At 62.5% G+C, this 14,258-nt stretch carries 10 protein-coding genes; 7 read left to right on the top strand and 3 right to left on the bottom strand.

What is annotated here, in order from left to right; all coding sequences use genetic code 11:
* Positions 1–8: 8 nt before the first annotated feature.
* Genes CK230_RS24370 through CK230_RS24355 form a run of 4 tightly spaced genes read left to right on the top strand, consistent with a single transcriptional unit; the run spans position 9 to position 3,527 of the window.
* On the top strand, positions 9–1,055 hold the full coding sequence (locus tag CK230_RS24370) for a DUF2169 domain-containing protein (protein WP_095819682.1): 1,047 nt from the start codon (positions 9–11) through the stop codon (positions 1,053–1,055).
* Complete coding sequence (locus CK230_RS24365; RefSeq protein WP_095819681.1) at positions 1,052–2,101, top strand: hypothetical protein; 1,050 nt, start codon at positions 1,052–1,054, stop codon at positions 2,099–2,101. Before CK230_RS24370 ends, CK230_RS24365 begins: the two co-directional genes overlap by 4 nt.
* Before the next feature lie 60 nt (positions 2,102–2,161).
* Positions 2,162–3,004: a DUF4150 domain-containing protein gene (locus CK230_RS24360; RefSeq protein ID WP_210201492.1), complete on the top strand. Its 843-nt coding sequence runs from the start codon at positions 2,162–2,164 to the stop codon at positions 3,002–3,004.
* Between the two features lies 1 nt (position 3,005).
* The gene (locus CK230_RS24355; protein WP_095819679.1) at positions 3,006–3,527 is read left to right on the top strand and encodes an SMI1/KNR4 family protein; all 522 of its coding nucleotides are present in this window, start codon (positions 3,006–3,008) and stop codon (positions 3,525–3,527) included.
* Here CK230_RS24355 and CK230_RS24350 read toward each other — a convergent pair whose 3' ends face one another.
* The 3 genes from CK230_RS24350 to tssI are packed head-to-tail and all read right to left on the bottom strand — an operon-like array spanning position 3,528 to position 7,338.
* The gene (locus tag CK230_RS24350; protein WP_095819678.1) at positions 3,528–4,598 is read right to left on the bottom strand and encodes a HEAT repeat domain-containing protein; all 1,071 of its coding nucleotides are present in this window, start codon (positions 4,596–4,598) and stop codon (positions 3,528–3,530) included.
* Between the two features lie 2 nt (positions 4,599–4,600).
* Complete coding sequence (locus CK230_RS24345; RefSeq protein WP_095819677.1) at positions 4,601–5,026, bottom strand: DUF6484 domain-containing protein; 426 nt, start codon at positions 5,024–5,026, stop codon at positions 4,601–4,603.
* A gap of 11 nt (positions 5,027–5,037) precedes the next feature.
* A complete protein-coding gene (tssI, locus tag CK230_RS24340) occupies positions 5,038–7,338 on the bottom strand; it encodes a type VI secretion system tip protein TssI/VgrG (protein ID WP_095819676.1) in 2,301 nt (766 codons plus the stop codon).
* Between the two features lie 307 nt (positions 7,339–7,645).
* Between tssI and tagH the strand changes: the two genes are divergently transcribed.
* The 3 genes from tagH to tssM all read left to right on the top strand — a co-directional run bounded on the left by tagH (position 7,646) and on the right by tssM (position 14,178).
* The gene (gene tagH / locus CK230_RS24335; protein ID WP_095819675.1) at positions 7,646–8,725 is read left to right on the top strand and encodes a type VI secretion system-associated FHA domain protein TagH; all 1,080 of its coding nucleotides are present in this window, start codon (positions 7,646–7,648) and stop codon (positions 8,723–8,725) included.
* 396 nt (positions 8,726–9,121) lie between these two features.
* Positions 9,122–10,648, top strand: coding sequence for a type VI secretion system protein TssL, long form (gene tssL, locus CK230_RS24330; RefSeq protein ID WP_095819674.1), 1,527 nt, complete (start codon positions 9,122–9,124; stop codon positions 10,646–10,648).
* Positions 10,648–14,178: a type VI secretion system membrane subunit TssM gene (gene tssM, locus CK230_RS24325; RefSeq protein ID WP_176480196.1), complete on the top strand. Its 3,531-nt coding sequence runs from the start codon at positions 10,648–10,650 to the stop codon at positions 14,176–14,178. The genes tssL and tssM overlap by 1 nt, the downstream gene beginning before the upstream one ends.
* Positions 14,179–14,258 lie beyond the last annotated feature (80 nt).

Below are 14,258 nucleotides of genomic sequence, written 5' to 3'. Positions count from 1 at the left end.
AGTTCACCATGTGGGCATTGAACAACTCCACGCCCTACAAGGCGAATCGAGCGTGGGTTCGCGACATGGACGGCCGCGAGATTTGGCTCGTCGCTTTGCGGGCGCGCTTCCTCATCGCCGAGGACGGCCGTCTTACTTTGCAGGATGCGAAATTTCAGTCAGACGTAAAACTGGCGCCAGAGTATGTCGGTGAAGGCGCTGCGACCTATCTGCGCGCCGACAGCGACCTGCCTCACCTCAAGCTCGCTACCGATGTGCTTGTAGAGGGACATGCGTGCCCCCCGGCGGGTCATGTGGCCGAACGCCTCCATGTCGCGATCCAGGTCGGTCCACTGCGCAAAGACTTGGTCGTCTTCGGGGATCGCACGTGGCGGGGCGGGCGACCTGGAACACCCGAACCTTTTGTGCGCATGCCGATTGATTGGACCCGCGCGTTCGGAGGCATGGATATCGCCGGAAAATCCGGTCCATACGGTCCAGTCTGGTATGAGCCGAACCCAGTCGGTGTTGGCTTCAGCACATCGGCCAGCGCGTTGACGGATACGCCAATTCCCAACATTGAGGATCCGCGGGCGTTAATCTCGTCTCGCAGCGATCGGCCCCCGCCCGCCGGGTTCGGCGCCGTTGCCGGACATTGGCCACAGCGCCGTCGCTACGGGGGCACCTACGATAAAGCCTGGGAAGAAGAACGGCTACCGCTGTTGCCTCTCGATTTCGATCCTCGATACCACCAGCAGGCACCGCCGGATCAACAAGTCCCCAGTCACCTCCGTGGTGGCGAACCCGTCTTGCTGCAGGGGCTGCATCCCTATGGAGTGCTGCGATTCAATCTACCGCAGGTTTCATTTGTCATGGAAACCGAATTCGACGACCTGACCGAAATACGGCATGAAGCAAGACTCCACACCGTTGTCTTCGAGCCAGACCTGCCGGCCGTATCGCTGGTCTGGCACTCCCATCTGGAGTGCCACAGTCGCGTTACGCAATTGCGCGAGACTCGTATTTGGGAACGTGAGCGCATACGTGCGACTTCAGACATGGTCATCGGACGATGAGGGAGGACCATCGCATCTGTGTCCTGTCGACCGGTGCGTGCACCGCGGTTGGCCTGAGTGCAGCGAGCTCGGCCGCAGCTGTGAGGGCAGGTCTTGCACGCTTCCTAGAGCATCCGACATTTCTCGATCAACTGGAGGAGCCGGCGATCGTCGCCCACCCTCCCGCCTCGCAACCGGATCTGTCGCTGGAAGAGCGTCTTGTCGAGTTCGCCATTGCCGCGTTCGCGGACGCCATCGAATCCATTCCGAATGCAGCCGACTTCGGCCCGTTACCCATGGTGATCGCCCTGCCCGAGCCACGCCCGGGGCTTGATCGCCAATTGGGCGAGCGGATCGTGTCGCGGCTATCGGAGAATCTGCGCGGCTTTGGTGTTCTGTCTGCCATGATGCTTGGTCATGCCTCTGGGGGCGCGGCAATCCGCCATGTCAGTCAGATGCTTGACAGCGGTCACTGGCGCTGGGCCGCAGTGGTCGGCCTGGACAGTTGGCTAGCCGCCGACACGGTTCGCTGGCTGGAGCAGAACCGGCAACTTCATGCCAGCTACAATGCCTGGGGTTTCATCCCTGGAGAAGCTGCTGGTGTATTGCTGATCTCAAATCTGTCAACGGCGCGCGAGCACAAGACCCGCCCACGCGCGCTGATCGAAGCGGTGGCTCTCGATCGCGAAGAAGTCCCCATCAAGACGGATGGCGTCTGTCTTGGCTGGGGGCTTACACGAGCCGTGAAAGCCGCCCTTTCGGCGCTGCCCGAGAACCAACAGGTCGACATGATCTATTGCGATCAAAATGGCGAAAGTTACAGAGCGGACGAGTTCGGCTTCATGCTGGCGCGGATGGGGCAGAGGTTTCGTGCTCCCGCTGATTTCATTGCCCCGGCCGACTGCTGGGGGGATACAGGAGCGGCGACAATTCCGCTGCTCGTTACCCTAGCCACGCAGGCGGCCGAACGGGCCTATGCGATCGGCACCCTAAGCATGATTCTGGCTGGCTCCGAATCCGGTCACCGGGCCGCGATCCTTCTACGCACACCGACTGCGAGCAACTGACACATGCCAGTTACCATACACGTGAACGGGACATCAAATTCGCTGGCCCACAAAGGATCGATGGGCATTGCCAAGTCCACGCTGCCGGATGTGTGCAAGACGCCCTCGCCCGGCGGGCCGGTGCCTATCCCCTACCCAATCATCATCTCCATGTCCTCGGATCTGACGGGGGGCACCACCACCGTCAAAGTCGATGGCGGCAACATGGCAGCCATCAAAGGTTCCGAACTCTCACGTTGTAATGGCGATGAGCCAGGTACTGCCGGTGGCGTCAAATCCAGCACGAACATGAAGGAGGCTGCGTGGATCCTATATTCATTCGACGTCAAGCTTGACGGCAAGAATGCCTGCAGATTGTCGGACAAACTGCAGATGAACCATGGAAACACCGCCTGTCTCGGCGGCTTTATCCAGGGGCCAGTGCCAGGTGAGGGGGAAATCTACCTCGAATGCGACCCCAACTGGAGTGACTGTCAGAAAAAGCAGATGCGCGCCAAAGCCCGCGAAATGAACAAGGTGATCAAGGACCGCGGCACTCCGACTAAGCTCCGTAAGCCCTCACCGGCTGCCGAGGCAGCCGCCGGCCGTGCGCAACGAAGATATGCAAACAACTGGATGAAGACGACTGTTACCGGTAAGTTCTCTCATCCAGACCAGGAACCTTGCAATCAACCGACGCAATTCTACCATCCTTGTGCTGAGAAACAGGCCAAAGGCGATCCGCTGGGCGCAGGCATGCAAGCTGACCACATCACCGAAAAGCAATTGGTGGGAGGTCGCGCCGATGGCCCCTTCCGCTGGCTCGACGGCTCGGTGAACGGGTCGAGCGGATCCCAGATCAAGGCCGTGCGGAAAGCACACGGAAACGTCACCGTAACCAAATTCAGCACGCGAGGGTGTTAGCATGGCCGAGATCGACGCCAAACGCCTGAAGGAAATGCTCGATCGCGGAGTTGCGATTCGAAATCGATATTTCGATGATGAGGATGACCCTGTTTCGGCGTTGCGGCAGGGCGCTTCCGAACAAGCGATCAAGGCACTTGAGAATCAGTTGGGACTTCGGTTGCCAGATAGCTATCGCTTGTTCTTGTCTCTTTCCAACGGATGGGATTTCGTAGACGCGCATGTCTCTTTGATGTCTTGCCAAGAGATTGCAAACGCCTACAAAAACAACACGTTTGCCCAGTGGTATCGGGATGTCTGGCTCGAAGAGCTTGAGTATCCGGAACACACACTGATTATCGGCACATCAGATATCACCCCAGCTAAATATCTTCTGGTTCTTCCTGATCCGAGCGAGAGTGAATCAAAGGACACCGACTGGCAGATCATGTATGTCAGCGACGACAATGAATTTTATTATGATGATTTTGTCGCCTATCTCAAACAGAGCGAGCAAACTTATCGCCAGTTGGTAGGTGATTGATCAGCGGGCAGCGGCGCGGATTGTCTTGCGCGGCAACATGCCTCTCTGATCCGCCCAATGCTTGATCCGGGCGGCCACAGGCAGTTCGCCCGACGGTGCATCGTCCTGTTGAAAAGCCTCCCCCAGCACATCCAAATCGGCGACGAATAGACCTTCCTCTTTGGCGGCTTCCGGAAAAAGTTGCAGGAATGCGGCGCCCGCTGCCGGCGCGAGCGCAGGGACGCTCATTTGACGAATGAGCCATGTCAGTACGCTCCGATCACCCAGCATACCAGCTCCCCGCACCGCAATCGCGCGAGTCGCTTCGACCTCAAAAAGACCGCCGAGCCACGCCCTTACGCTCGTTTCCGGTCCCGCCTCCACCACGGCCCGCAACGCTTCAAGGGAACCCTTCACCGCCGCCGGCTTCAGGTGCTCGGCCGCTTCGACGCCGAATCCCAGTTTGACACCGGCCCAACCTGACCAGAACCGCACTGCTTCGGAGGCATCGTCAAGTCGACCTCTGATCCGATCCGCCAAATCTCGTCGTCCGAGGGTTCCGGCCAAACGACAGGCTTGCGCTCGCACATAAGCGCTGTCGTGATCGATCAACCGCGCCAGCCTATGACCTGGATCGACCCTATATTCCGTCAAGATCGCTATCGCCAAGCCACACCTCGTCGGCTCAATGCCTGCCAGCCACGATCGGACCAGCGCGGCGTTCGGAGCGGGCGGCAGCCACCGGAATGCGCCGATCAGGCCGCTATCGGCATCCGGATGATTTCGTGCAAAGTCAACCGCCTGCTCTATGAAGTCGGCATCTCTAAACTCAAGCGCCAAAAAGCCTATGACGAACAATTCACCCTTCTCGGGGTACGCAATCCATTGTTCAATAGCGAAAGCCCAAGCGTCGCCACCTGCAATACGCAGCGCGTCGAGATTGCTTTCAAGCCGGATATCGATGCCAGCCACGACATCGGTAGCCGGGGGATCGGCCGCAGCTAGATTGTCGCGCTGAGCCCATTGAAAAGCCGCAAGCGCCGCATGCTCTCGCAGGACGTCCGGTACTATTCGGGCGCGTGCCGATGCCATGGTCAATTTAAATGAACCGAGCCGCCGCGGATACGATTGGCGACCGAGGCGTGACTAACGATGTTGGAACCGCGGATGGTAATACGACCGTCGGGATGCATTACAATTGAAGCCTTACCGCACCGCAATTCGATCCCGCCAGCCGCCTCAACGAGAACCTTACCTTCCTTGTGCGAAATCTCGGAGCGTGACCGCAACTTACCCGGCCCCACTATCCGCCCCACGATCAACGGCTTACCCGGATCGCCTTGTTCGAACAGGAGCGCCAGTTCAGCTCCGATACCGGCGTCCTCAAGCGCCACCAGGCTGCGAGCCGCCACGGCAACGTCCCGCCGGTTGCCGGCGAACACAACCAATGGCGCGTCACCTTCGAAACCCATCAGCTGCCCAATAACAACACCGTCGATCCGGTCTTTGACTTTCGACATTACTTTGTTCCTCAGTTTTCGACGATTTTGGAACCCTTCAGTACGATATCGCTTGATGCCTTTGCGGTTATCTTTCCGGATCCGTTGAAACCAATATCCTTGCCGTTAATGGAAATCGTGCCGTCCTTTTTCATAACCACCGTAGACGAGCCGCATTTCAAGGTTATGGAATCCCCAGCCTCGAGGACAAAGTTCTTGCCGACCTTCATGCCGCTGTCCTTTGCCACGGTAAGCAGATGTCCCGCACCTACGTCCGTGGCATCGTCCTCGGCTATTTTTGTGCTTCGGCCGGCGCCGATTTCCGATGCCTGGCTGGCTCCAATGGAGACAGTCTGATCAGCGCCGATCTGAATGCTCTGGCCAGCGCCAACCGTCCAACTGTCATCAGCCCCGATGCTATGGCTCTGCCCGGCCCCCACCGTCACGCTTCTCGTCGCCCCGATCGTATTCGTCTGAGAAGCTCCCACGGTTCTCGCCTCGGCAGCCCCCACCGTATCCACACGCGCCGCTCCCACGGTCACCGTCTGCACCAGCCCCACCGTTTGCGAATGGTTGGCGTCGATGTTCTCCGTCGAATTGGCGACGACGTGAATCGTCTCGTTGGCCATCACCGTCAGCGACCGATCTTTGCCCACCGTCTCGGTATCGTTGCTGCCGATATTCGTCGTCTGGTCGACGCCGATCTTGACCGTCTTGTTGTTGCCGACGTCCTCGTCGAGGTTGTGGCCGACGGAGTGCTTGGCGTCGTGGTCGATGCGGTCGGACTGGTCGTGCTGGACTGTCTTGTTGCGGTCGTGCTTGATCAGCAGGTGGTGGTCTTTCTGGGCCTGGAAATTGACCAGCTCGGAGCCGGCCTTGTCCTCGAACATCAGCTCGTTGTGGCCGCCGCCGCCTTTCGAGGAATTCGACTTCCAGCCCGACTGCGTGGCATTGCCCGGCAGCCCATAGGGCGGCATCTGCGAGGCGTTGTAGACGCGGCCGGTGATGATCGGCAGATCAGGGTCGCCCTCGATGAAATCGACGATGACCTCCTGGCCGATGCGCGGGATCTGGATGAAACCCCAGTTGCTGCCGGCCCATGTCTGCGAGACGCGCACGAAGCAGGACGAGTTCTGGTCCTTCTTGCCGAGGCGGTCCCAGTGGAACTGCACCTTCACGCGCGCGTATTTGTCGGTGAAGATTTCCTCGCCCGAAGGGCCGACGACCGTCGCGGTCTGCGGGCCGCGCATGATCGGCCGCGGCGTGATGCGCGGCGGGCGGTAGGGCAATTTGGTGGGCGCGACGCCGAGCACCACCTTGAAATTCTCGTTGTGGGCCTCGTTCTGGGTCCGGTAGCCCGGATCGAACAGCCGGTATTCGGCACTGATCACCAGATAGTCCTGGTTCTGGTCGTCACGCGGAAAGCTCTCCAGCGTGAACTTGCAGCCGGAAAAAAGGCCGCGCACCGTGCCAACCGCCGTGCTGTGCTGGTGCACGGCCTGAAGCTCCTCGCGGCGGATCCCGGCGATCTTGTCGCCGCGCCCGACATCGAGATGCGCGCCCGGCTGGCGATAGTTCTCGCCCGAGGCTTCCTTATGGGCGAAAGGTTGGGCGGATTTCGCCATCAGATCGGCGCCGGGCTTCTCGAAATCATAGTCGGTGTGGGCAAAGGCGCCCGGCCGAACCGCGCTGCCAGGTATCCATTCGGTGATGTATTCGACGTCGCGCCGCGAGGCCTGGCCCTCGAAGTTGTAGAGCACCTTGTCGTAACCGGGCGCCGGCTTCAGCTTGCTCATCGCGTCACAGAGGATGAGCGTGTGCTTGCCCTCGTCATGCTCGAAGAAATAGAAGATGCCTTCGTGCTCGAGCAGCCGCTGCACGAAATCGAGATCGCTCTCGTCGTACTGCACGCAATATTCGCGCTGGGGATAGGAGCCCTGCAGCCGCTTCTCGAATTTGGCGATGCCGTATTTCGAGCAGATCTTCTCGACGATCTCCACCGCCGTCATGTTCTGAAAGATGCGGCAATCGGTGGTGTTGCCGAGGAACCAGAGCCACGGCCTGACGGTCGCCTCGTAGAAAGCCAGCCGGTCCTCGATGCGGGTCAGCTTGAAATCCGACACGAGGCCACTGAACCAGCGCTTCGGGTCGGATTCGCCCTCGACCGAAACGACCCCGCCCAGCATCTTCAGCGGGTCGATGTCGCGGTTCTTCGAGACGAAACCGACCGTATAGGCAAAACAGCGGCTGATCTCATCGCGGCCGATGAGATGGGTGAAGGTCAGGTCGGCGCCAGCCGGCGTCTGTACAACCGTGGCACGTTCGTTCGGCATGGGTCGTGCCCCTCCTCGACGCGGCCGCAAGTGTGATGGTTTGAAACCCCCGCTCTATTAACTGCATCACGTTCGGGAGCGTTCCAGTTCACCGCACCGTACCGCGTCAGCCTAGCACATGTTTGAGGGAGGCCAAATAATAGCGATGGCTAAAGCGTGCGGATGCGCCGGTGTGAAACGCTCCTCTCCCGCTCGGCTTGCAAGCTGCTAGAATAGTAGAGCAATTCCGGAAGGGCGCTCAATGGTTTTCCGCCCGGAATTGCGCGACAGATAAGCATTTGTTGACCAAGTTCGGCGACGCTTCCGGATGTTCATCTCTCTCCAGATCAGTAATGTCGACAGGCTGCAGGCCGGCACGGCCGCCAGCTATGCCGCCCGCGACCGCAGCTTCGAGATCGGCCGCGAGAATTGCGACTGGACGCTGTCCGATCCGGACAAATTCATCTCGGGCCGGCATTGTGAGGTCCGCTACCAGGCGGGTTCGTTCTGGCTCTACGATGTCTCGCGCAATGGCACGTTCGTGAACGGTTCGAGCCAGCGCATGGCCGGGCCGCACCGGCTGGCCCAGGGCGACCGGCTGTTGATCGGCCGCTACGTCGTCGGCGTTTCGATCAAAGACGAGAGAGCCGCGACCGGCCATCCCCAGACCAGGACGGGGTCGACGCAGCGCGAGCTGCCGCCCTCGACCGGGCGCCCGCTGGACCCCGGCCATGGGCCGTTCCTCAATCCGCCGGAACAGCAACCGGCCAGGGCGGCGCCCGTCTCGACATCCTCGGCGTTACAGCCAGGCCCAGCAGTGCCAGCCAACCTGCCCGCGGAGAGGGATGCGATATTGCGAGAGATCGCCAGGGCGGCCGGCATGCCGCCGGACTTGCTGCAGGCGCGCGACCCGCATGACGTCGCGGCCGAGATCGGCGCGGTGCTGAGGACAACGGTCGAGCAACTGTCGCTGCTGCTCAAGGCGCGCGCAGCGGCAAAGGTGCTCGCCAAGAGCGCGAACCGCACGATGATCGGCGCCGAGGACAACAACCCGCTGAAATTCGTGCCGGGCGCCGACGACATATTGGAGATCATGTTCGCCAAGCGCAGGGCCGGCTATCTCGATGCCAGGCGCAGCATCGAGGACGCGTTCCGCGACCTGAAGGCCCACGAGATCGCGACCTATGCCGCCATGCAGACCGCGCTGTCGCGGCTGCTCGACGACCTGTCGCCGGAGGCGATCGCCAAGAAGATCCCGCCGGCGTCCTTCTCGTCCAGGAAGAGCCAGGCCTGGGATGCGCTCGTCGCGACATGGCGGACGATGGAAGACAAGCACGAGAACGGCATGCTGGATGTCTTTCTCGCCTATTTCGCCGAAGCCTACGCCAAGGCCGACAAGCAGAAATAGCCGCACAGGCCTAGCGCATTTCACCGTTTCACGGAAACGGTGAAATGCCCCATCTTCTTGTTTTCACGCAATTCCGGACGGAAACCGCTCACACTTTTCCTGGAATTGCTCTAACCGCGCCGGCCGTATGTGACGGGTCTCATAGAAGAAGCCGCCTCTTCCAGCATCTTGCTTCCCGATTTCAATCGGCGGCCCGTTTCAATTGGGTATCCGGGCGACTAGAATGCACGAGGACGCCAGCCCGGCGGGCAAGGCGGCGAGGCTTGGGGCGTGTGCAGCAATGTCATGTTTCGGCGAGATGAGCCTTTCCAAGCGGCCCGCCGCCGAGGTTCAGCCTGAAACGCGTTTCCCCAATCGAAAACATGCCTTTTGCGCCGAGAAGGCGAGGCGCCGCCGATGAGCTCGAACGACCATCCTTCCGGGCCGGCGGACAAGACTGTCATCCGCGCGCCGCGACCGAAGCACAAGCCGCTTGCAGCTGCCGAGGAGTCCGGTCCGGAAAGCGGGCGGCCAGCCCCATCGCCTTCGCGCGTAGCGACGGTGTTCGATCCCGGCGGCGGCCAGCAGATGCCCACCGGCTGGTCGTCCGGAACCGTGCTATTTCAAGCACCGACACCGGGGGTAGCCGCGGCGCCGGGTATGCAGCAGGATGCCCTGCTCGATGCCGCCTCCGGCGTGAAATACGTTGCAGCAAATCCGATCCTTGCCGCCTCCGCGCCGCTGCTGATGCTTCTCGGCCAATTGCGGCTGATACCGGTCGACCGGCAAGCCGCACCCTTGGCGGAGCATATCGCCGACGCGATCGAGACCTTCGACCTTGCTATGGCGAAGGCAGGCGTAGCCGAGGAAGACGCTCGGATCGCCAAATTCGCCCTTTGCGAAACCGCCGATGATCTCGTCGGCAATCTGCCATGGCCGAGCAAGGACGGCTGGCTTCAGCACAGCCTGGTGGCGCGGTTCTTCCACACCCAACCAACCGGCGCAGGTTTCTACGAAGCCCTGAACAACATACTCGCCACGCCGGAAGCGCATTACGATCTGCTGGAGCTGATGCATGCCTGCCTGTCGCTGGGCTTCGAGGGCCAGTATCGGGGGCTGGCCAGGGAACGGGACACGCTCGAACGCGTCCGGCGCGACGTCTACGACACGCTGCGCTACTTCAAGCCGCGCGCCGCCGACGACATATCGCCGCGCTGGCAGGGCATGGCGGCGGCGTTGCCGAAGCCAAGGGCGCGGCTGCCGCTCTGGGCGGTCGCCGCCGCCGCGGCGACGCTGGTGACAGCGGCCTTCTTCGGGCTGCGGGTGCTGATCACCGATGAAGGCGACGCGACCGCCGGCGAGTTGCTGGCGCTCAACCCCTCGACGCCCGTCACGATCGAGCGCGCCAGCGTGGTGACGCCCGCCGAACCCGCGCAAGCCAGCCCGCCGCCGCCAGCGGTTCCGGACACCGCCCAGATCGACCGTATCCGCGACGCGCTTGCCAAGGAAATCGCCGGCGGCGGACTGAGCGTCGGCGAGAAGGGCGCGTTTATCGTCGTCGAGATCAACAACCAGCTCTTGTTCGCGCCCGGCCAGGCGGAGCCGAAGCCGCAGTTCCTGCCGATTACTGCCGATCTCGCCGCGGCGCTCGATGCTGAGCCCGGACCGATCCAGATCGTCGGTCACACCGACAATGTGAAGCCGAAGAAATCGAGCCAGTTCAAATCGAATTTCGACCTCTCGGTCGCTCGCGCCAAGGCCGTGCAGGCGATGATGACCAAGCAGTTGAAGGATCCGTCGCGGCTCAGCGCCGACGGCAAGGGCGAGGACGAACCGATCGCCGACAATGGCACGGCGGACGGCCGCGCCATGAACCGCCGCGTCGACGTGATGATCCCGAAACAGGAGAGCTTGCAGACCAGTGCTGCGGAGAACGGCGGCTGATGCGCTGGCTGCTGCGGATCTTCAGCCTGGCTGCGCTCGCTGGCTTCTCGGCGGCGGTCTGGTACGCCGGGCCGCTGATCCGCTTCGCCGATACACGCCCGCTCGGGCCTGTGTGGCTCAGAGCCACGATCATCGGCGTCAGCGTCGCCGTGCTCGCGCTGTTCTACGGGATCCGCTTCTGGCGGCGGCGGAAGGCGCAAAAGGCGCTGGAAACGGCCATCGCGCGCAGCGACGAGCGCAACGACGATTCGCAGGTGCTCGAAGCGCGCATGAGCGAAGCCATCGCAACGCTGAAGCGGACGAGCGCCAAGCGCAATTTCCTCTACGACATTCCGTGGTACATCATCATCGGCCCGCCGGGCGCCGGCAAGACGACGGCGCTGGTCAATTCCGGGCTGAAATTCCCGCTTGCCGGCTCCGGCAGCGCGCAGCCGGTGGCCGGCGTCGGCGGCACGCGGTCCTGCGACTGGTGGTTCACCGACGAGGCGGTGCTGATCGATACGGCCGGCCGCTACACGACGCAGGAGTCGGACCGCGAGCGCGACAAGGCAAGCTGGCTGGCGTTCCTGGGACTGCTGAAGAAGCACCGCACCAGGCAACCGATAAACGGCGTCATCCTCGCCATCAGCCTCTCGGATCTCATCGGCTTCGACGACCGGCAACTCGACGCGCATGTCACCGAAATCAGGAGCCGCCTGCGCGAATTGCACGAGACGCTGAAGATCCAGTTCCCGGTCTATTTGCTGTTCACCAAGGCCGATCTCGTCGCCGGTTTCATGGATTATTTCGGCGATTTCGACGAGGCGCGCCGGCGCAAGGTTTGGGGCGCGACGTTCCAGACCGCCGACCGCACCAGGAACATGGCAGGCGAGGCGCCGGCGGAATTCGACGGGCTGGCGAAGCGGCTCGCCGAGGAGGTCGCCGACCGTCTGCAGGAAGAGACCGACCCGGTGGTGCGGATCGCGCTGTTCGGTTTTCCGGCGCAGTTCGGAGCGCTGAAGAGCCGGATCACGCAGTTTGTCGGCAGCCTGTTCGACACCTCGCGCAGCCAGGTCAATGTCAGCCTGCGCGGGCTCTATTTCTCGTCGGGCACACAGGAAGGAACGCCCTTCGACCAGGTGCTTGGCGCGATCGGCCGCAGTTTCGGCAGCGCTTCGCAGGCACACCTTTCCGGCGCCGGCAAGAGCTTCTTCCTGCATGATCTCCTGACCGAAGTGATCTTCCCGGAATCGGGCTGGGTGTCCTTCGACAGGGCCGCCGAGCGGCGCATCCGGCTCGCCAGGTTCAGCGGCCTTGCCGTAATCGCGCTGGCGGCCTTGGCGGCGCTCGGCTTGCTGGGCCTCAGCTTCTTCGCCAACAGAGAGCTGATCGCCTCGACACGGCAAGCGATGGCGCATTATCGCGACAGCGCCGATAGCCTGCTGAAGGCCACGACGGTGACCGACGTTGACCTCGAAAACGTCATCGGTCCGCTCGATCAGTTGCGCAACCTGCCGGCCGGGTTCGAAAAAGGCGACCAGGGAAAGCCTATCGAGGAGACGTTCGGGCTCAGCCAGCGCGAGAGGCTGCTGTCGGCCTCCAAGACGGCCTACCGGCAGGCGCTGGAGCGGACCTTCCGCTCGCGGCTGCTGGTGCAGGCCGAGCGGACGATCCAGGCCAGGATGGCCGATCCGATCGCGCTCTACGAGCCGCTCAAGATCTACCTGATGCTGGGCGGCAAGGCGCCCAAGGTCGACGACGAGCTGATCGTCTCTTGGATGAAGCAGGATTGGGAGGAGAACCGCTACCCCGGCGAGAACAACCGCGAAGGCCGCGAGCAGCTCGAAAAGCATCTGCGCGCCATGCTTGCGCTCGACGACGCCTATGATCCGGTCTTCGCGCTCAACCAGCCGCTGGTCGAGGCCGCGCAGCGCTCGCTCGGCCGCATGAGCCTCGCCGACCGCGCCTCGGCGCAGATCAAGTCGGCTGTCTACGCGGCAAGGCTGCAGGATTTCTCCGTCGCCGCGAAAGCCGGTCCGGAAGCGCAGCTGCTGTTCGAGCGCATGGACGGCAGCGAGCTCGCCGACCTCCACGTTCCCGGCCTCTACACGCGTGCCGGTTTCAACCGCTTCTTCCTGCCGCAGCTGTCGCGAATCGCGCAGATGCTCGTCGACGACCAATGGGTGCTCGGCGGCGGCGGCGAACAGGGCGGCATCGACCAGGATCTGCCCAAGCTCGGCCCCGAGCTCATAGACCGCTACGGCAAGGAATTCGCCGCCGCCTGGAACGGCATCCTCGACCAGTTGAAGCTCAAGGCGATGCTGAAGGACAAGCCGCAATATCTGGCGCTCTCCGCCCTCGCCGCGCCGGACTCGCCTGTCGATCAGCTGTTCACGGCGATCGCCGATGAGACCGCTTTGACCAAGGACGCTGCCGCCGCCGGGGCCGATGCCGGGACGGCTGAGCAGGACCCCGCGAGCATGGCCAAGGGCCTCGCCCGCATCGGCCTGCAGATCGCCGGCGGCAAGTCGCAGAGCCGCGCCGGCGCAAGCTCGGCCGTTGCACAGAATGCCGGCGCAAGCGTCGAGGCGCAGTTCCGCTCGTTCCAGTCGCTGGTCAGCGGCGCCGCCGGCCGCAGACCGCTCGATGCGTTGACGCAGAATTTCCACGACATCTTCCAGAGCCTGAAGCTCGCTGCCGATGTCCCCTCGCAGACCGAGCGCGTCAACGCCAACCTGCAGCTGCAGATATCGACCTTGCGCGCCAATGTCTCGCGCCTGCCCAAGCCGCTGGCGCGCATGGTCAATGCCGCGGCGGACGAATTCGAGGGCAATGTCGCGGAGACCTCGGTCGCCAATCTCAACCTGACCCTCGATCAGACGGTGACGCGCGCCTGCGAGGAGGCGGTCAACGGCCGCTATCCCTTCGCCCGCGACAGCAGCGAAGACATCCCGATGGCGGATTTCGCCAAGCTGTTCGCGCCGGGCGGCCTGATGGACCGCTTCTTCGCGCAGAACCTTGCGCCGCTGATCGACATGACCGGACAGGAATGGAGCTGGAAGCAGGATGCGCGTTCCAGCAAGGACCTTGCAAAATCGACCTTGAAGGCATTCCAGGCGGCGGCGGAAATCCGCGCCGCCTTCTTCCCGTCGGGCGGATCGACGCCGTTGGTGTCGATCACCTTCACACCCACCTCGCTGAACAGCGAAGCCGACAGCGCGGTGCTCAATGTGGACGGGCAGACGGTGCAGAGCGCCCAGGCCGGCAACGCGCCGAGCATCTTGACATGGCCGAGCGGCGCCGCTTCCGGATCGGCGAGCCTCAGCCTTGTGCCGGAAATGCCTGGACGCGAGTCCGCGCTCAAATTCGAAGGGCCGTGGGCGTTGAAGCGGCTTTTCGACAAGGCGACCATCACCGGCGACGGCGCCAACACCGAAGCGCGCTTCGTGATCGGCGGGCGCGATGTCGCCTACACGATCCAGGCCGGCTCAGGGGCCAACCCCCTCACCCTGCCAGCCTTGTCAGGCTTCAGCTGTCCGAAGGCGTTCTGATATGGCTGGATCGCACCTTCATTTCGATACTCTAATGTACACGCTTATGGCAGAGTGGCCTGGGCACGCGGCCCATGGCT

Origin of the sequence: Mesorhizobium sp. WSM3859 (assembly GCF_002295065.1) — a bacterium.
Classification (GTDB): domain Bacteria; phylum Pseudomonadota; class Alphaproteobacteria; order Rhizobiales; family Rhizobiaceae; genus Mesorhizobium.
The sequence above is the reverse complement of the archived record's forward strand: the minus strand, read 5'-3'. Positions and strand labels throughout refer to the sequence as shown.

Bases quoted from the DNA above. Each gene is read 5' to 3' on its own strand.
- CK230_RS24370 (WP_095819682.1), top strand. From the start codon at position 9: ATGTGGGCATTGAACAACTCCACGCCCTACAAGGCGAATCGAGCGTGG.
- CK230_RS24365 (WP_095819681.1), top strand. From the start codon at position 1,052: ATGAGGGAGGACCATCGCATCTGTGTCCTGTCGACCGGTGCGTGCACC.
- CK230_RS24360 (WP_210201492.1), top strand. From the start codon at position 2,162: ATGGGCATTGCCAAGTCCACGCTGCCGGATGTGTGCAAGACGCCCTCG.
- CK230_RS24355 (WP_095819679.1), top strand. From the start codon at position 3,006: ATGGCCGAGATCGACGCCAAACGCCTGAAGGAAATGCTCGATCGCGGA.
- CK230_RS24350 (WP_095819678.1), bottom strand. From the start codon at position 4,598: ATGGCATCGGCACGCGCCCGAATAGTACCGGACGTCCTGCGAGAGCAT.
- CK230_RS24345 (WP_095819677.1), bottom strand. From the start codon at position 5,026: ATGTCGAAAGTCAAAGACCGGATCGACGGTGTTGTTATTGGGCAGCTG.
- tssI (WP_095819676.1), bottom strand. From the start codon at position 7,338: ATGCCGAACGAACGTGCCACGGTTGTACAGACGCCGGCTGGCGCCGAC.
- tagH (WP_095819675.1), top strand. From the start codon at position 7,646: ATGTTCATCTCTCTCCAGATCAGTAATGTCGACAGGCTGCAGGCCGGC.
- tssL (WP_095819674.1), top strand. From the start codon at position 9,122: ATGAGCTCGAACGACCATCCTTCCGGGCCGGCGGACAAGACTGTCATC.
- tssM (WP_176480196.1), top strand. From the start codon at position 10,648: ATGCGCTGGCTGCTGCGGATCTTCAGCCTGGCTGCGCTCGCTGGCTTC.